This is a genomic window from Variovorax ginsengisoli (assembly GCF_030486595.1).
Lineage (GTDB): Bacteria > Pseudomonadota > Gammaproteobacteria > Burkholderiales > Burkholderiaceae_C > Variovorax > Variovorax ginsengisoli_B.
Map to the genome: position 1 here is coordinate 19165 of NZ_JAUJZH010000024.1, position 17576 is coordinate 36740.

The window sequence follows — 17576 nt, forward strand, 5'->3', positions numbered from 1 at the left end:
ATTCGGTCCTCAGGCCCGGTCCGCCACCCGCTCGCCGAGCAGGCCGGAAGGCCGCAGCGTGAGCATGATGATCAGAACGATGAAGGCGAAGATGTCGCTGTAGTGGCTGCCCAGCACATCGCCGGTCAGGGCGCCGATGTAGCCCGAGCCGATGGCTTCGATCAGGCCCAGCAGGATGCCGCCGACCACCGCCCCGGCGAGGTTGCCGATGCCGCCGAACACGGCCGCCGTGAAGGCCTTGAGCCCGGGGATGAAGCCCATCGCGTGCTGCGCGATGCCGTAGTTCGAGGCGTACATCACGCCCGCCACCGCCGCCAGCACGGCGCCGATGATGAAGGTGGCGGAGATCACCATGTCGGGGCGTATGCCCATCAGCGCGGCCACCCGCGGGTTTTCCGCCGTGGCGCGCATCGCGCGCCCCAGCTTGGTGTAGTTGACCAGCCAGCTGAGGACCGCCAGGCAGATCGCGGTCACCGCGAGGATCATCACCTGGGTCGGCGAGATCACTGCGCCGCCGACATGGATCGGCGTGGTCGACAGCAGGTTCGGATAGGCCTTGTTGGTCGGCTTCCAGATGATCATCGCCAGCGTCTGCAGCAGGATCGACATGCCGATCGCGGTGATCAGCGGCGCCAGCTTGGGACTGTTGCGCAGCGGCCGGTAGGCCACCTTCTCGATGACGAAGTTGAGCGTGGCGGCGACCACGCAGGCGATCAGCAGTGCGATGAGCAGGATCAGCCAGCCCGGCGTGCCGGGCATCGATTCCTGCATGAGCCCGATGATGCTCCAGCTGGTCAGTGCCCCGACCATGAGCACTTCGCCGTGGGCGAAATTGATGAGGTTGATGATGCCGTACACCATGGTATAGCCCAAGGCTATCAAGGCGTACATGCTGCCCAGAACCAGACCGTTGATGATCTGCTGCAGCAAGATGTCCATAACGAGAATCCCTTTTTTTGTGTTGACGCCCTCGAGAGGCGCCCGGCTGACCCCGGCGCTCTGGTTGGAACGCTGGGGTTTCACTTAGCAAAAAACCCGCCAGCATGTGACGACGGCGGGTTTGTGGCGGGATTGTAATTTCGCCCGAACGCCGTTCTGGTGCGGTTTCGACGGGGTTTTCCCGCTGGCGCACGCTGGAAGTGCGTCAATGTGCGCGCAGCGCGCAAGGGAGTATCGACCAAAGGCTGGTCAGCTGGCCGCGTCTGTATTGCGCTTTCGCAACTCGCGCAGCTTTTCCGCAATGCGGATTTCGAGTCCGCGCTCCACCGGGCGGTAGAAGGGTGGCGCATCGAGGCCCTCGGGCAGGTAGGTCTCGCCGGCTGCGAAGCCGCCCTCCTCGTCGTGCGCGTAGCGATAGCCCTTGCCATAGTCGAGCTGCTTCATGAGCCGGGTCGGGGCGTTGCGCAGATGCATGGGCACCGGCCGGGTGCCGTCCGACTTGATGAAGGCCTTGACCTCGTTGTAGGCCTTGTAGACCGCGTTCGATTTCGGCGCCACGGCCAGGTAGACCACGCACTGGGCCAGCGCCAGCTCACCCTCGGGGCTGCCCAGCCGCTCGTAGACCTCGGCCGCATCGAGCGCCAGCCGCAGCGCGCGGGGGTCGGCCAGGCCGATGTCCTCGCTCGCCATGCGAACCAGCCGGCGCGCCATGTAGCGCGGATCGGCGCCGCCGTCGAGCATGCGAACGAACCAGTACAGCGCGGCATCTGGATCGCTGCCGCGCACCGATTTGTGCAGGGCGGAGATGGTGTCGTAGAACTGCTCGCCGCCCTTGTCGTAGCGGCGCAGCCGCTCGCCGAGCACCCGCAGCAGCCAGGCATCGGTGATGGCGTCGAGTTTCTCGGCGCCGACGGCGACCGCCAGCGTCTCGAGCGTGTTGAGCAGGCGCCGGGCGTCGCCGTCGGCGTAGGCGACCAGGCGGTCGACCGCCTCGGCGTCGATCGCCGGCACCGCCTGGATGCCCTGGGCCCGCTCGACGATCTGCTTCAGGTCGGCTTCGTCGAGTGGCTGCAGCACGTACACCGCGGCCCGCGACAGCAGGGCCGAGTTGACCTCGAAGGACGGGTTCTCGGTGGTGGCGCCGATGAAGGTGAACAGGCCCGACTCGACATGCGGCAGGAAGGCGTCCTGCTGGCTCTTGTTGAAGCGATGCACCTCGTCGACGAACACGATGGTGCGGCGCTGCTCCAGGCCGTCGCGCGCGGAGGTGGCGCGCTCCACCGCCTCGCGGATGTCCTTCACGCCGCCGAGCACCGCGCTGATGCTCAGGAACTGGGCATCGAAGGCATCGGCCATCAGGCGTGCGATCGTCGTCTTGCCGACGCCGGGCGGGCCCCACAGGATGCACGAGTGCGGCTGGCCCGATTCGAAGGCGATGCGCAGCGGCATGCCCGCACCGAGCAGGTGCTGCTGGCCGATGACCTCCCCCAGCGTCCGGGGGCGCAGTCGTTCGGCGAGGGGCGGGAGGTTGGAGGTGGCCATCCGCGGCCGGCGCTACTGGCGGATCACGTCGGCACCGCTCGGCACCTTGAACTGGAAGGTCGAGGGCGGCAGCGACGGATTGACCTCGACCTTGCCGAACTTCAGCACCGAGCGCTGGCCGAAGCTGTCGAGGATCTCGAGCGCGGACAGGGCCTCGCCCTGGAAGCCGATCTGCACGCTCTGCAACTGGCCGTCCTTGCTCTTGGGCGTGGCCTTGACCCACTGCAGGCCGTCGCGGTCGGCTGCGCCCTCGAGCGTGAAGTCGGCCTGCAGGGCCCGCAGGTCGGGCGCGGCGGCGATCAGCGCGGCCGGCGTCGAGCCCAGGGCCTGCGCCTGCTTGCGCTGCGTGACCTGGTTGAGGTCGGCGTCGTAGAGCCACAGCGTCTGGCCGTCGGCGACGATGTTCTGCACGAAGGGCTTCTGGTAGTCGAACCTGAACTTGCCCGGGCGCTGGAACGCGAAGCTGCCGGTCGACACCTTGGGCCGCGACTCCTGGCCCTCCTTGGGCGGTGCAGTGACGGTCTGCGTGAAGTCGGCGCGGCCGGACTTCACCGTCTTGACGAAGGCCTCCAGGCTTTCGAGGCCGCCCGCCCAGGCGCCGCCGGCCAACACGGCCAGCGCCACACCCGCTATCAATTTCTTCATCTGGACTCCGTTCACTCGGCCCGGGCCGGGACCAGGATCTCGCGCTGGCCGCTGCCGCTCATGGCGCTCACCAGGCCGGCGTTCTCCATGTCCTCGACCAGCCGCGCGGCCCGGTTGTAGCCGATCTTCAAGTGGCGCTGCACCAGCGAGATGCTGGCCTTGCGGTGCTTCAGCACGACCTCGACCGCCTGGTCATACATCGGGTCCTTCTCGCCGCCGCCATCGCCGCCGCCTTCGCCCAGCAGATCGCCGTCGCCATCGACCGTACCGCCTTCGAGCACGCCTTCGATGTAGTCCGGCTCCCCTTGCGACTTGAGGTAGGCGACCACGCGGTGCACTTCCTCGTCGCTCACGAAGGCGCCGTGCACGCGCACCGGCAGCCCGGTGCCGCTCGGCATGTAGAGCATGTCGCCCATGCCGAGCAGCGCCTCGGCACCCATCTGGTCGAGGATGGTGCGCGAGTCGATCTTGCTCGACACCTGGAACGCGATGCGGGTCGGGATATTGGCCTTGATGAGGCCGGTGATCACGTCGACGCTGGGCCGCTGGGTCGCCAGGATCAGGTGGATGCCGGCCGCCCGCGCCTTCTGCGCCAGGCGGGCGATCAGTTCCTCGATCTTCTTGCCGACCACCATCATCAGGTCGGCCAGTTCGTCGATCACCACCACGATGTGGGGTTCGCGGGCCAGCGGCTCGGGGCTGTCGGGCGTCAGGCTGAAGGGGTTGTAGATGAACTCCTCGCGCGCCTTGGCCTCGTCGATCTTCTGGTTGTAGCCGGCCAGGTTGCGCACCCCCAGCTTGCTCATCAGCTTGTAGCGGCGCTCCATCTCGGCCACGCACCAGTTCAGGCCGTGGGCCGCCTGCCGCATGTCGGTGACGACCGGCGCCAGCAGGTGCGGGATGCCTTCGTAGACCGACATCTCGAGCATCTTCGGATCGATCATGAGCAGGCGCACGTCGCGCGCCTCGGCCTTGTACAAGAGGCTCAGGATCATCGCGTTGATGCCGACCGACTTGCCCGAGCCGGTGGTGCCGGCGACCAGCACGTGCGGCATCTTGGCCAGGTCGGCCACCACCGGATTGCCGATGATGTCCTTGCCCAGGCCCATCGTGAGCATCGACTTGCCCTCGTTGTAGACCTGCGATCCGAGGATCTCGCTGAGCCTGATCGACTGCCGCTTGGCATTCGGCAGCTCGAGCGCCATGTAGTTCTTGCCGGGAATGGTCTCGACCACGCGGATCGACACCAGCGACAGCGAACGCGCCAGGTCCTTCGCGAGGCCCACGATCTGCGAGCCCTTGACGCCGGTGGCGGGCTCGATCTCATAGCGGGTGATCACCGGACCCGGCGAAGCCAGCACCACGCGGACCTCGACACCGAAGTCCTTGAGCTTCTTCTCGATCATGCGCGAGGTCATCTCGAGCGTGTCGGCCGACACCGTTTCCTGGCGCGCCTGCGCGGCATCGAGCAGGTCGACCTGCGGCAGCTTGCTGTCGGGCAACTCGCGGAAAAGCGGCTTCTGGCGTTCCTTCGCCACCCGGTCGCTCTTCGGCACCTCGGCCAGGGCCGGCTCGATCTGGACCGGCGGCGACGGCGCGCGGCGCTTGGGCCGCGGCAGGATGCGCAGCTCTTCGTCGGGCACCTCGGGTTCGGGCCCGCTGTCGAAAGCCGACAGTTCCTCGCGCTCGCGCACCGCCTGCTTGCCCATGGCGATGTCCTGGGCGATCTCGCGCTTCTCGCGCCGCGACTCGAACAGCGAATACAGGCGGGAGCCGATGCGCTCGGCGATCTGGCCCCAGGAAAAACGGAACACCAGGGCCGAACCGATGACGCCGCCGGCGATCGCGATCAGCGCCGAACCGGTGAAGCCCATCCACTTCACGCTGGCCGGGCCGACCAGGTAGCCGAGCACCCCGCCGCCGTGACCCGGCAGCCGGAATTCGAGCCGATAGAGGCGCGACCATTCGAGCATGGCGCTGGCGCACAGCAGCAGGATCAGGCCGAACCAGAAGGCCAGGCGACTGCGATTGAAGGGCCCGCGCGGCGCTTGCTCGGCCGCGGCGGCCTCGCCGCCGCGCATCCATCCGGCCAGCGAGGACAGCCAGACCCGCAGCCCAGCCGCCAGGCACCACCAGACCGAATAGCCGGCCAGGAAGTAGCTGGCATCGGCCAGCCAGGCGCCGATGCGGCCGCCCCAGTTCTTGACCTCGCCCCCGGTGCCCGAAGTCGACCAGGCAGCATCCGACGGCGTGAAGCTCAGCATTGCCAGCAGCCAGAATAGCAGCACGACGAAACCGGCGATCAGCGTGATCTCGTGGGCGAAGCGCATTGCGCGCAGCCGGACCGGCTGCGGCTCGCCGGCCGCGGAGTTTTGAAGGGTATTGAGCGAATAGGTCATGAAAGGCAGGCCGTCCGGCCCGCGACGGCGGGCAGGAGATCCGGCAACACTACAACGAAAACGCCCACGGCCGCGTTGTCAGGGCCGGCGACGTTGTGGCCGGCGCGCTGCGGCGCCGCCGGCCTGACTGTCAGGTGAGCGATGAGAGCCGTTCCTTGACGATCATCGAGCCATCGACCTGGGTCTGGACGAAACCGCGCTCCTCCAGGTCCTTCATGACGCGGCTGACCATCTCGCGCGACGCGCCGACCATCTTGGCCAGGTCCTGGCGCGAGATCTTGTCGCGCACCTTGAGGTTGCCCTCGCCGTCGTCGACCGCGAACTCGAGCAGCGAACGCGCCACCCGGCCGTAGACATCCATCAGTGCCAGCGATTCGATCTTGCGGTCGGCATGGCGCAGGCGCGACACCAGGCCGCGCATGATGTTGTAGGACATCGAGGAGTTCTCGGGCAGGCAGCGCGCGAAGGCGTCCCGGCCGAGCATCAGCACGTCGGTCTGGATCTCGGTGCGCACCGTGGCCGAGTGCGGCTCGTCGTCGATCATGCTCATCTCGCCGACATAGTCGCCCGGATGCAAGGTCGCCAGGATGACTTCCCGGCCCCGGCTGTCGGTGCTCATGACGCGGGCCCGGCCGGTCAGGATGATGTAGAGCGCATCCGACTTCTTGCCCTGTTCGACCACGACCTCGGCGCGCTTGAAGCGCTTCTTGACGATCGCGTCCGCGATGCTTGCGGACTGGGCGGGCGTCAGCGCTGCGAACAAAGGCACGCGACGGAGCAACTCAAGATTGGACAACATCGACATTCATCAATCCCCGAAACGGCGCGATTGCATCACCGATGGATTCATACAATCGCCCCCATTGAAAGGAGCCACCGGCCGGCCTTGAACCGAACGGTGATACTCCATATCTATCAAACACCCTGAAAATGTACACGCTGCTGCAGCGCCAATCCTAGGTTTTCTACTCATGTCATCCCCTCGCCACGCTAAGGTCCTCATTCTCGGCTCCGGCCCGGCCGGCTACACCGCGGCAGTCTACGCGGCGCGCGCCAATCTCGAACCGATGCTGATCACAGGCATGGCCCAGGGCGGCCAGCTCATGACCACCACCGAAGTGGACAACTGGCCGGCCGACGTCCACGGCGTGCAGGGTCCCGACCTGATGCAGCGCTTCCTGGAGCACGCCGAGCGCTTCAAGACCGAGATCGTCTTCGACCACATCAGCAAGGTCGACTTCAGCCAGCGCCCCTTCACCCTCACCGGCGACAGCGGCGTCTACACCTGCGACGCGCTGATCATCGCCACCGGCGCCTCGGCCAAGTACCTGGGGCTCGATTCCGAGCAGCATTTCATGGGCCGCGGCGTCTCGGGCTGCGCCACCTGCGACGGCTTCTTCTACCGCGAGCAGGAAGTCTGCGTGATCGGTGGCGGCAACACCGCGGTCGAGGAGGCACTGTACCTGTCGAACATCGCCAGCAAGGTCACGCTGGTGCACCGGCGCGACAAGTTCCGCGCCGAGCCGATCCTGATCGACAAGCTGCACGCCAAGGTCGCCGAGGGCAAGATCGAGCTCAAGGTGCACAACACGCTGGAGCAGGTGCTCGGCGACGACTCGGGTGTGACCGGCATCCGGCTCAAGAACACCCAGACCGGCGCCACCGAGGACCTGCAGCTCAAGGGCTGCTTCATCGCCATCGGCCACCACCCGAACACCGACATCTTCCAGGGCCAGCTCGAGATGAAGGACGGCTACATCCTCACCCGCTCGGGCCTGCAGGGCTTCGCGACCATGACCAGCGTGCCCGGCGTGTTCGCTGCAGGCGACGTGCAGGACCATGTCTACCGCCAGGCCATCACCAGCGCCGGGACCGGCTGCATGGCCGCCCTGGACGCCCAGCGATTCCTCGAGCAGGAGTAAGCGGCAGGCAGCCTCACTGGAGCGGAGAGGGTGATTGGGCTATAATCCAAGGCTTTGCCGAAATTGACCCATGTGGTCGGGGCGGCAAGCCGGGGTACCGCCACCCGTTTTCTGGCGAGGTCAAGCTGCAAACCACCCACGCAACCCTGCTGCGTTGCCTTGGTGCCAGCTGTTCAAGAAAGAGTGTCCAACATGGCACGCGTCTGCGAAGTCACGGGCAAGGGCCCGATGGTCGGAAACAATGTTTCCCACGCCAACAACAAAACCAAGCGCCGGTTCCTGCCGAACCTGCAATACCGTCGTTTCTGGGTCGAAACGGAAAACCGCTGGGTTCGCCTGCGGGTTTCGAGCGCTGCCCTGCGCCTGATCGACAAGAACGGCATCGACGCCGTGCTCGCAGACCTGCGTGCACGCGGCCAAGCTTAAGGAGCTGAATCATGGCAACGAGCAAAGGCGGACGCGAGAAGATCAAGCTGGAATCCACCGCGGGTACCGGCCATTTCTACACGACCAGCAAGAACAAGAAGACGATGCCTGAAAAGATGTCGATCATGAAGTTCGACCCGAAGGCGCGCAAGCACGTCGAATACAAGGAAATCAAGCTGAAGTAATTCGGCGCTTTCCCATAAAAAACCCGCTGCGATCCAGCGGGTTTTTTGTTGCCCGCCAATTGGTGCAGGCAAGAAAAAGCCGGCTCGAAAGCCGGCTTTTCAGTGGGGGCGCAGCAGTGTCAGGCGCGGGCTGCACGCAGGCGGGTCGAGAACTCGCGCAGGCCGGCGATGCCGCTGGCCTCGGCGCGGTGGCACCAGGCGGCCAGGTCGGCCGCCAGCTGCTCGCGCGAATTCGAGGTGTTGAGCCACAACTGGCGCAGCTCTTCGCGCATGGTCACCATCTTGTCGAGCACCGGGTGGGCCGCGCGGGCCTGGACCAGGTTCGAGCGCGCAGCAGCCGGGACCTTGTCGTCGTCGCGGTGCAGCCAGGTCTTGGCCGCCTTCAGCACCGACAGGTCGGCGCCCTTGGCCTTGAGCTGCGCCAGCTCTTCGCGGGTGGCACGGCGCATTTCGCGCGCATAGCCGGCCATGACTTCATAGCGGTTCGCGATCACGGCCTCGAGGGTCTTCTCGTTGGCCACCGGCACCACGTCGCCCAACTGCATCTTGGGCGGCAGCTTCTTGACCTTGGCCCAGCCGATCTTCTGCATCAGGCTGATGTAGACCCAGCCGATGTCGAACTCGTACTTCTTGACCGAGAACTTGGCCGAGGTCGGGTAGGTGTGGTGGTTGTTGTGGAGCTCTTCGCCGCCGATGATGATCCCCCAGGGGATCAGGTTGGTGCTGGCGTCAGTGGCTTCGAAATTGCGGTAGCCCCAGAAGTGGCCGATGCCGTTGACGACGCCGGCGGCCCAGAACGGAATCCAGAGCATCTGCACCGCCCAGACGGTCAGGCCGAGCATGCCGAACAGGGCGACGTTGATGATCAGCATCAGGCCCACGCCCTGCCAGCTGTAGCGGGTGTACAGGTTGCGCTCGATCCAGTCGTTGGGCGTGCCGTGGCCGAAACGCTCCATCGTTTCCTTGTTCTTCGATTCTTTGCGGTACAGCTCGGCGCCGCGCCACATGACTTCGTCGATGCCCTTGACCTGCGGGCTGTGCGGGTCGTCCACGGTTTCGCACTTGGCGTGGTGCTTGCGGTGGATGGCGACCCATTCCTTGGTCACCATGCCGGTGCCCAGCCAGAGCCAGAAGCGGAAGAAATGCGAGGGAATCGGGCCCAGGTCCATGGCCCGGTGCGTTTGCGTCCGGTGCAGGAAGATCGTGACCGCCGCGATCGTGATGTGCGTGGTGACGAGCGTGTACAGCACGACTTGCCACCATGCGAGGTCCCACAAGCCGTGTCCGAGCCAGTCGATGGCCGCGCTCAGTACGGCAGAGTCAGGAAGCAACATTGAGTTCAGTACTCCATGGCCGCACGAAGGTGCAGCCTTCAGGTAACCAGGGATTTTAAAGGTTCGAGCCTGAAAAGGGGCTTAAATCCTTGATTTGCCGCAAGTTTTACCCTTCTTTGGGTCCTGCCGCCTATTTTCGGTTCCACACGGCGGCAAAAAAACCGTCCGTTGCATGCCGATGGGGCCAGAGCCGCAGATAGCGGGTGCCGCCGTCGCCGCCGGCGCACAGCGCATCGGCGCCCTCGACCTTCAATCCCGCCAGCAGTCCGGCCGCATCCTGCGGCTCGAAATCGGGGTTGGCGGCAGCGAAGGCTTCGGCGATGGCCTCGTTTTCCTCCGGCAGCACGCTGCAGGTGGCGTAGACCAGCCGGCCTCCCGATTTCACCAGGCGGGCCGCGCTCTGCAGGATCGCGGCCTGCTTGACCGTCAGCTCCTGAACCGACTGCGGCGACTGGCGCCACTTCAGGTCCGGGTTGCGCCGCAGCGTCCCCAGGCCCGAGCACGGCGCGTCGACCAGCACCCGGTCGATCTTGCCGGCCAGCCGCTTGATGCGGTCGTCGCGCTCGTGGGCGATGGCCGCCGGATGGACGTTCGACAGCCCGCTGCGCGCCAGCCGGGGCTTCAGCGCATCGAGCCGGTGGGCGGAGGTGTCGAAGGCATAGAGCCGGCCGGTGTTGCGCATGGTGGCACCGATGGCCAGGGTCTTGCCGCCGGCACCGGCGCAGAAATCGACCACCATTTCGCCGCGCTTGGCGTCGAGCAGCAGCGCCAGCAGCTGGGAACCCTCGTCCTGCACCTCGAGCGCGCCACGGGTGAAGGCATCCAGCTTGTTCAGCGCCGGCTTGCCGTCGACCCGCAGGCCCCAGGGCGAGAACGGGGTCGGGATGGCCTTGATCGACGCCTTGGCGAGCTCCTTCTGCAGATCGGGCCGCTTGTCGCTGAGCGCGTTGACCCGCAGGTCGAGCGGCGCCGGCTGCTGCAGGCTTTCGACCAGCGGCCAGAACTGGTCGCCGAGCTGCGCCTTGAGCGGCGCCACCAGCCACTCGGGCAGGTTGTGGCGATGGCGCTCGAGCAGGTCGTCCTGCTTGACGGCGTCGCAGTTGTCGAGCCAGCGCTTTTCGGTGTCGTTGAGGGCGCTCTTGAGGAAATCGCGCGGACCGTGAAAGCCGAGGATCGCCATCCGGCGCTCTTTCGGGCCGCTGCCAGAGGGCGACAGGTGGTCGAACAGCAGCTTCTTGCGCAGCACCGTGTAGACCGTCTCGGCCAGGGTCGCACGCTCGCGCGGCCCGAACTCGCGGTGGTCGCGGAAGAAGCGTGAAACGACCTGGTCGGCCGGGTGATCGAATTTCAGGACCAGGCCAACCAGGTCGGCGGTGGCGTCAAGCAGGGCTTTGGGGTGCATGCCCCGATTGTCTCAGCCACAGGCCGGCGCCGGGCCGCCCCAAGGCGGCCTGCGGCCCCCTCGGGGGGCAGAGACCCACACGAAGTGGGGGAGCGTGGGGGCCACATTCATTCGGCGGTTCGGGCCCAAATCGCGCCGAACGCCTGGCGCTCGATCTGCTCCAGCGTCGGCGAATGGCCGGCCCAAAGCACCAGCGCGGCGCCCGGCAGGCTCAGGGTCTGTTCGAGCTGCCGGCACAGCTGCCAGCGCTCGTCGTCGCCCATCTGCGGCAACTCGAGGAACACCACGTAGGCCCGCCGCCACGGGAACTCGCGCAGGTTCTTGCGCACCAGCCAGGCCCGCGACACCGGCATGCAGCGCCCCAGATCGGCCTTCAGCTCGCCGAGTTCGAACTCGCTCAGGTCGTGGCGGGTGATTTGGCTGAAGCAGGGTGTGGCGGTGATTTCTTCCCAGGCCCGCTGCTCGGCTTCTTCCGCCGCCTTGGTCCGCTCGCGCCAGAGCTTGAGCGCGCGCTCGTCGTGGCCTCCGGCATCCGGATCCTCGAGCGCGGCGACCGCGGTCCTGGCAGCCCACCAACGGCTGGCCACGCTGGATTCGTGCAGCCGCTCGAGCACCGCGAGCCGGGCGCCGCGGTCCTGCGCCGGCAGCAGCTGCGCCAGGCCGCGCAGCGCACCGGGGTGGTTCTCGGTCAGCTGCAGGGCGCGCTCGTAGTGACCGCGCACGTCGGCCGCGGCGTCGAGGCGGCGGGCGCAGTCGGCCCACTCGACCATCTCGTCCGCGTTGTTGCGCCCGGAGCTGGCGGCCAGTGCCGCCACCCGCTCGCCGACCCGCACCAGGTAGGCATGGTGCTGTTTCCAGTCGGTGGCATGGTCGCGGCGCCATTCGTCGTCGAAATGGGCGGTCCAGCGCGGCGCGTCGGCCAGCAGCGCCAGCGCCGATTTCTCGGACCAGGACGGCAGGCCCGGCTTCTCGTCGAGCGCTTCCAGGCGGTCCCGCAGCACCGGATGGGTGTCGTCGACATCGCTGACGCTGCGCAGCGCGGCACGCAGAGCGGCGCGCGCGAAGTCCGGCGCCATCGGCGCCCTCAGCTGCGATGCCATCGCGGAGAACGGGCCGGCCGGGATCGGCTCGCCGGCCGCCCGCGACCAGTGCGCCGGCCAGAAGGTCTCGGCATACCAGGCGCTCTTGACCACGATCTCGGTCAGGGCGCCGGCCACCACCCGCGTGCCCAGCAGGCGGGCCGCCACGCGGTCGGCTTCGTATTCGTCCTGGCGCGCCAGCGCGAAGGTCTTGGCCGCGAAGCGCGGGAAGTACCAGCGGAAGAAGGCCTGCGACGCGAACGCCATCACGCCCTCGTCGCGCTGGAAGCTGGCGTCCAGCTTGAGCCAGGACATCCGGGTGCGGTAGATCCAGGCGCTCAGCTTGCCGTGGTTGCCGCGCAGGTGCCCGTATTCGTGCGCCAGGACCGACAGCAGGCGCCGGCGGTCCAGCGCCATCAGCAGCGGCAAGCCGATGCTGAGGTGGTTGACCGCGCCGCCGAAGAGGCCGAAGCGCGGCAGTTGCCGGATGCTGGCGTTGAATTCGCTGTCGAGGTAGACGCGGTGCACCGCCGGCCCATCGATGCGCTGCCGGATGCGGTCCAGCGCCTCGAACAGCGCCGGCGCGTCCGCGCGCTCAAGGGGGACGCCGTCGGGCTCGTCGAAGCGCACCCAGAGCGCGCGCAGCGTGGCCCACAGCAGACCGAGCGCGAACAGCAGCAGCCAGCCCCGCGTGAAGCTGAAGCGCACGCCCTGGCCGAGCCCACCGACCACCCAGGCGATGATCCCGGCCGCCAGCCCCAGGCAGGCGAAGACCCAGAGGTAGCCCAGCGCGGCGAAGACCGCGACCCCGCGCCGGTAGCCGTCGCTGTCGTCGGCGCTGGCATGCTCGCTCAGGCGCACGAGATGAACAAAATCCGCCCTATCCATCCCGACCTTTCAATTCCCTGAAGGAAATACACAGCGTGAACGACGACGACCTGCCACCCCTGATCGAGACCCCGCCCGGCCGCTACCGCCACTACAAGGGCGGCGAATACGAAGTCCTGGGCACCGCGCGCCACAGCGAGACGCTGGAGCCGATGACGCTCTACCGCGCGCTCTACGGCGAGCGCGGGCTCTGGGTGCGCCCAGCCGCCATGTTTGGCGATCGCGTGGAGATCGACGGCTCGTCACAACTGCGCTTCGTGAAGCTCGAAGAGAATAAATGAGACCTCGTTGATTGTGTCATTTTGTTTCTATTAGCCAGGCGGCAATTGCTTGCGGGTAAACCCGATGTTCGTGAACCAGCACACGTTCTGCCAGGCTCGCCGCGGTGTCGTCGGGCAGCACCGGCACCACCGCCTGCGCCAGGATCGGCCCGTGGTCGAGTTCCACCGTCACCTGGTGCACCGTGAGGCCCGCCACCTTGCAGCCGGCGTCGATGGCGCGCTGGTGGGTGTGCAGCCCGGGAAAAGCGGGCAGCAGCGAGGGGTGGATGTTGAGCAGGCGGCCCGCGTAGCGGCTCACGAAGCCCGGCGTCAGGATGCGCATGAAGCCGGCCAGCACGACCAGCGACGGCGCATGGGCGTCGATGGCTTGCGCCAGCGCGGCGTCGAAGTCCTCGCGGCTGGCGAAATCCTTGTGCGGGACCACCGCGGTCGCGATGCCGGCCGCCCGGGCAAGGGCCAGGCCCGCCGCATCCGGCTTGTTGCTGATGACGGCGGCGATGCGGGCATCGAAACGGGCGGCCCAGCGCTCCTGCTCGGCGGCCCGCACGATGGCCGCCATGTTCGACCCGCCGCCGGAGATAAGGATCACAATATTCTTCATCGGACGCGGGATTATCCGTTGCGCATTTCCGCCGCCCGCGTTGTCGCGGCGCGGACACCCCGGAAGCGCACGACCGTGCTAAAACCGGCGGTTCCGGAGACACGCCGCATCCGCGGCGCATCGATCAACACAGCGAGGCACGCATGGATTTGAGCTTCACACCCGAAGAACAGAAGTTCCGCGAAGATATTCGCGCCTGGGTCAAAGAAAACCTTCCCCAAGACATCTCGCACAAGGTGCACAACGCGCTCGAACTGACGCGCGACGACCTGCAGCGCTGGGCCAAGATCCTCGGCAAGAAGGGCTGGCTGGGCTATGGCTGGCCGAAGGAATTCGGCGGCCCCGGCTGGACCGCGGTCGAGAAGCACCTGTTCGAGGAAGAGGCCGCGCTGGCCGGCGCGCCGCGCATCGTCCCCTTCGGTCCCGTGATGGTGGCGCCGGTGATCATGGCCTACGGCAATCCCGAGCAGCACAAGCGCTTCCTGCCCGGGATCGCGAGCGGCGAGGTCTGGTGGAGCCAGGGCTACAGCGAACCGGGTTCCGGTTCGGACCTGGCTTCGGTCAAGACCAAGGCCGAACGCCAGGGCGACAAGTACATCGTCAACGGCCAGAAGACCTGGACCACGCTGGGCCAGTACGGCGAGTGGATCTTCTGCCTGGTGCGCACCAGCAACGAGGGCAAGCCGCAGACCGGCATCAGCTTCCTGCTGGTCGACATGAAATCCAAGGGCGTCACGGTGCGCCCGATCAAGCTGCTCGACGGCGGCTACGAGGTCAACGAGGTCTTCTTCGACAACGTCGAGGTGCCGGCCGAGAACCTGATCGGCGAAGAAAACAAGGGCTGGACCTACGCCAAGCACCTGCTCTCGCACGAGCGCACCAACATCGCCGACGTCAACCGTGCCAAGCGCGAGCTGGAGCGCCTCAAGCGCCTCGCCAAGAGCGAAGGCGTCTGGGAAGACGCCCGCTTCCGCGACGAGATCGCCAAGCTCGAAGTCGACGTGGTCGCGCTCGAGATGCTGGTGCTGCGGGTGCTGTCGGCCGCCACCTCGGGCAAGAACTCGCTCGACATCGCCGGGCTGCTCAAGATCAAGGGCAGCGAGATCCAGCAGCGCTACTCCGAGCTGATGATGCTGGCCGGCGGCCCGTACGCGCTGCCGCTGATCCGCGAGGCCATGGAAGCCGGCTGGCAGGGCAACTTCCCGGGCGGCCATCCGCAGCTGGCCCCGCTCACATCGACCTACTTCAACATGCGCAAGACCACCATCTACGGCGGCAGCAACGAAGTGCAGCGCAACATCGTCGCCCAGACGGTGCTGGGTTGAAAGCGAACTGACAAGGATCAAGCAATGGACTTCAATTTCAGCGACGACCAGCAGCAGCTTCGCGACGCGGTCGCCAAGTGGGTCGAAAAGGGCTATGGCTTCGAGCGCCGCCGCGGCATCGAGGCCGCCGGCGGCTTCTCGCGCGAAACCTGGGACGAACTGGCCGAACTCGGCCTCGGCGGCCTCTACATTCCAGAAGACGAAGGCGGCCTGGGCATGGGCCCGGTCGAGGGCATGGTGGTGATGGAAGAGCTGGGCCGCGGCATCGTGCTCGAGCCGCTGGCGCAATCCTTCATCGCCGGCGCCCTGCTGGCCGGCCACGCCGACGCCGACACCAAGGACAGCTGGCTGCCGCGCATCGCCGGCGGCCAGGCGCTGGTGGTGCTGGCCTACCAGGAACGCAAGGCGCGCTACCGCCTCGACGTCTGCGAGGCAAAGGCGCAGAAGGCCGGCGACAGCTTCACGCTGCACGGCACCAAGAGCCTGGTGCCGGCCGGCGACGAGGCCGATGCCTTCCTGGTGCCGGCGCAGCTCGACGGCAAGATCGCGTTGTTCCTGGTCGAGCGCGCCGCCGATGGCGTCGCCGCCCGCGGCTACGGCACGCAGGACGGCAGCCGCGCGGCCGAAGTGGTGTTCGACGGCGCCGCCGCCACGCTGCTCACGCGCGACGGCCTGGCCGCACTCGAACACGGCGTCGACATCGGCATCGCCTCGACCTGCGCCGAAGCGGTCGGCGTGATGGACCAGACGCTCGCGGTGACGGTCGACTACATGAACACGCGCAAGCAGTTCGGCGTCGCCATCGCGAGCTTCCAGGCGCTGCGCCATCGGGTCGCCGACATGAAGATGCAGGTCGAACTGGCGCGCTCGATGAGCTACTACGCCAGCCTCAAGCTGAATGCGCCGGCGGCCGAACGGCGCCAGGCGATGGCGCGCGCCAAGTACCAGCTCGGCGTCTCGATGCGCTTCGTGGGCCAGCAGTCGGTGCAGCTGCACGGCGGCATCGGCGTGACCGACGAATACATCGGCAGCCACTACTTCCGCAAGCTCACGCAGCTGGAGATGACCTTCGGCGACAGCCTGCATCACCTGGGCGAAGTGTCGGCCCGCATGCAGGATACGGCGGGGGTGTTCGCCTGACCGTCGATCGTTGTTCGGCCCGATAGTCCTTCGCGCCCGCCGGCCTTGCCCGCGGGCGCTTTCATTTTCAATCGAGACCCGTCATTCCATGCACACTCGCCGCCACTTGATCGCACTCGGTTGCGCAACCGCCCTGCTCGCTGCCTGTTCGACCACTGTGCCGACCGGCGAGCGGCCGCCGATCGTGTTCGTCCACGGCAACGGCGACTCGGCCGCGCTGTGGCAGACCACGATCTGGCGCTTCGAATCAAACGGCTGGCCGCGCGACCGCCTCTTCGCGGCCGACCAGCCCTTCCCGCTGGCGCGCGACGACGACGGCGTGGCCCAGCCGGGACGAAGCTCGACCGCCGAATCGATGGCCTTTCTGAAGGCCGAGGTGGAACGGGTCCTGAAAAGCACCGGCGCCACCCAGGTCGTGCTGATCGGCAACTCGCGCGGCGGCAACACGATCCGCAACTATGTGCAGAACGGCGGCGGCGACCGGGTCGTGAGCCACGTGGTGCTGGGCGGCAATCCGGCGCACGGCATCTGGGCCGTGAAGGGGCGCGCCGAGGGCAGCGAGTTTTCCGGCTTGAGCGCTTTCCTGCAGCGGCTCAACGCACCGAAGAACGCCGAGGGCCACGAGGTGACGCCGGGCGTGAAATGGCTCACGCTGCGCTCGGACAACAATGACAAGTACGCCCAGCCGGACGGCCTGTGGATCGGCAGCAAGGGCCAACCGACGCTGATCGGCTTCGATGGGCCGGCGCTCAAGGGCGCGACCAACCTGGTGCTGCCGCGGGTCGATCACCGCGAGACATCCTTCTCGCCGGCCGCCTTCGAGGCGACTTGGCGCTTTCTCACCGGCGAGGCGCCGCGCACCCTGCAACCGATCCCCGAGGATTCGGTGGCGCTGTCCGGCAAGGTCACGGGCCTGGGCCTTGATCCGACGGACCCCGCGAGCGGCAATTTTCCCGACAACCTGCCACTGGCGGGCGCCCGCCTGTCGGTGTTCGCGGTCGACCCGGCCAGCGGAACCCGGCGCGGCCCCGCGGCCTGGGAGCAGACGATCGGGACGGACGGCCGCTGGGGACCGTTCGCCGGCCGCCCCACCGCCTACGAGTTCGTCCTGGCGGCGCCCGGCTACGCCACGACCCACATCTACCGCAACGCCTTCCCGCGCTCGAGCGGCATCGTCCAGCTGCGTCCGGAACGCATCGCGGAGGCCGATCGCGACGCCCGGGCCCTGGTGATCTTCACGCGGCCGCGCGGCTATTTCGATGCCGAGCGCGACCGCATGCGCTTCGACGGCCAATCGACGCCACCGGGCGTGCCGCCGAAGGGTGCCGGCGTGTCGAGCTCGAAGATCAAGCTGGGCAGCGATATGTCGCGGCCGGTGGAAGCCGAGTTCAATGGCGAACGCGTGGTGGGGCGCACCTGGCCGCTGGCGCAGGGAGAGGTCAGCGTGCTCGAACTGACCTACTGACGG

At 67.2% G+C, this 17576-nt stretch carries 16 protein-coding genes; 7 read left to right on the forward strand and 9 right to left on the reverse strand.

All coding sequences use genetic code 11. The annotated features are described in order from the left end of the window. Nucleotides 1-9 precede the first annotated feature (9 nt). From QZH52_RS27175 to QZH52_RS27195, 5 genes are all read right to left on the reverse strand, one after another. Nucleotides 10-939 (reverse strand): branched-chain amino acid ABC transporter permease, encoded by a 930-nt coding sequence (locus tag QZH52_RS27175; protein ID WP_286511123.1) that lies wholly within the window; start codon nucleotides 937-939, stop codon nucleotides 10-12. A gap of 249 nt (nucleotides 940-1188) precedes the next feature. Further along, entirely contained in the window at nucleotides 1189-2481 is a 1293-nt protein-coding gene (locus QZH52_RS27180) for a replication-associated recombination protein A (RefSeq protein WP_301813827.1), read from the reverse strand. A 12-nt stretch (nucleotides 2482-2493) separates the two neighbouring features. Further along, nucleotides 2494-3126 (reverse strand): outer membrane lipoprotein periplasmic chaperone LolA, encoded by a 633-nt coding sequence (lolA, locus tag QZH52_RS27185; protein ID WP_301813828.1) that lies wholly within the window; start codon nucleotides 3124-3126, stop codon nucleotides 2494-2496. A gap of 11 nt (nucleotides 3127-3137) precedes the next feature. Next, nucleotides 3138-5525 (reverse strand): DNA translocase FtsK, encoded by a 2388-nt coding sequence (locus QZH52_RS27190; RefSeq protein ID WP_286524910.1) that lies wholly within the window; start codon nucleotides 5523-5525, stop codon nucleotides 3138-3140. Nucleotides 5526-5655: 130 nt separating this feature from the next. Then, nucleotides 5656-6330 carry a Crp/Fnr family transcriptional regulator gene (locus QZH52_RS27195; protein WP_286538558.1) on the reverse strand — a complete coding sequence of 225 codons (675 nt, stop codon included), beginning with the start codon at nucleotides 6328-6330 and terminating at the stop codon, nucleotides 5656-5658. Nucleotides 6331-6496: 166 nt separating this feature from the next. Here QZH52_RS27195 and trxB point away from each other — a divergent pair, with 166 nt between their 5' ends. The 3 genes from trxB to rpmG all read left to right on the forward strand — a co-directional run bounded on the left by trxB (nucleotide 6497) and on the right by rpmG (nucleotide 8058). Further along, a complete protein-coding gene (gene trxB, locus QZH52_RS27200) occupies nucleotides 6497-7447 on the forward strand; it encodes a thioredoxin-disulfide reductase (protein ID WP_286524911.1) in 951 nt (316 codons plus the stop codon). Between the two features lie 192 nt (nucleotides 7448-7639). Continuing rightward, the gene (gene rpmB / locus QZH52_RS27205) at nucleotides 7640-7873 is read left to right on the forward strand and encodes a 50S ribosomal protein L28 (RefSeq protein ID WP_028251282.1); all 234 of its coding nucleotides are present in this window, start codon (nucleotides 7640-7642) and stop codon (nucleotides 7871-7873) included. Between the two features lie 11 nt (nucleotides 7874-7884). Further along, nucleotides 7885-8058, forward strand: a complete 174-nt coding sequence (rpmG, locus tag QZH52_RS27210; protein ID WP_007830291.1) for a 50S ribosomal protein L33 — start codon at nucleotides 7885-7887, stop codon at nucleotides 8056-8058. A gap of 119 nt (nucleotides 8059-8177) precedes the next feature. Here the strand turns inward: rpmG and QZH52_RS27215 are convergent, their stop codons facing one another. The 3 genes from QZH52_RS27215 to QZH52_RS27225 form a co-directional block, all read right to left on the reverse strand. Continuing rightward, a complete protein-coding gene (locus QZH52_RS27215) occupies nucleotides 8178-9392 on the reverse strand; it encodes a DesA family fatty acid desaturase (protein WP_286524913.1) in 1215 nt (404 codons plus the stop codon). A gap of 130 nt (nucleotides 9393-9522) precedes the next feature. Then, the gene (locus tag QZH52_RS27220) at nucleotides 9523-10794 is read right to left on the reverse strand and encodes an RsmB/NOP family class I SAM-dependent RNA methyltransferase (RefSeq protein ID WP_301813857.1); all 1272 of its coding nucleotides are present in this window, start codon (nucleotides 10792-10794) and stop codon (nucleotides 9523-9525) included. A gap of 107 nt (nucleotides 10795-10901) precedes the next feature. Further along, nucleotides 10902-12761: a M48 family metallopeptidase gene (locus QZH52_RS27225; RefSeq protein WP_301813859.1), complete on the reverse strand. Its 1860-nt coding sequence runs from the start codon at nucleotides 12759-12761 to the stop codon at nucleotides 10902-10904. A 35-nt stretch (nucleotides 12762-12796) separates the two neighbouring features. Between QZH52_RS27225 and QZH52_RS27230 the strand changes: the two genes are divergently transcribed. After that, on the forward strand, nucleotides 12797-13042 hold the full coding sequence (locus QZH52_RS27230) for a DUF1653 domain-containing protein (RefSeq protein WP_301813860.1): 246 nt from the start codon (nucleotides 12797-12799) through the stop codon (nucleotides 13040-13042). A 16-nt stretch (nucleotides 13043-13058) separates the two neighbouring features. Here the strand turns inward: QZH52_RS27230 and purN are convergent, their stop codons facing one another. After that, nucleotides 13059-13643, reverse strand: a complete 585-nt coding sequence (purN, locus tag QZH52_RS27235; RefSeq protein ID WP_301813862.1) for a phosphoribosylglycinamide formyltransferase — start codon at nucleotides 13641-13643, stop codon at nucleotides 13059-13061. A 143-nt stretch (nucleotides 13644-13786) separates the two neighbouring features. On the opposite strand from purN, the gene QZH52_RS27240 reads away from it, so the two are divergent. From QZH52_RS27240 to QZH52_RS27250, 3 genes are all read left to right on the forward strand, one after another. Continuing rightward, nucleotides 13787-14968 carry an acyl-CoA dehydrogenase family protein gene (locus tag QZH52_RS27240; RefSeq protein WP_286534426.1) on the forward strand — a complete coding sequence of 394 codons (1182 nt, stop codon included), beginning with the start codon at nucleotides 13787-13789 and terminating at the stop codon, nucleotides 14966-14968. A gap of 24 nt (nucleotides 14969-14992) precedes the next feature. Next, complete coding sequence (locus tag QZH52_RS27245; protein ID WP_301813863.1) at nucleotides 14993-16108, forward strand: acyl-CoA dehydrogenase family protein; 1116 nt, start codon at nucleotides 14993-14995, stop codon at nucleotides 16106-16108. An 88-nt stretch (nucleotides 16109-16196) separates the two neighbouring features. Continuing rightward, nucleotides 16197-17573, forward strand: a complete 1377-nt coding sequence (locus QZH52_RS27250) for an alpha/beta fold hydrolase (protein WP_301813864.1) — start codon at nucleotides 16197-16199, stop codon at nucleotides 17571-17573. Nucleotides 17574-17576 lie beyond the last annotated feature (3 nt).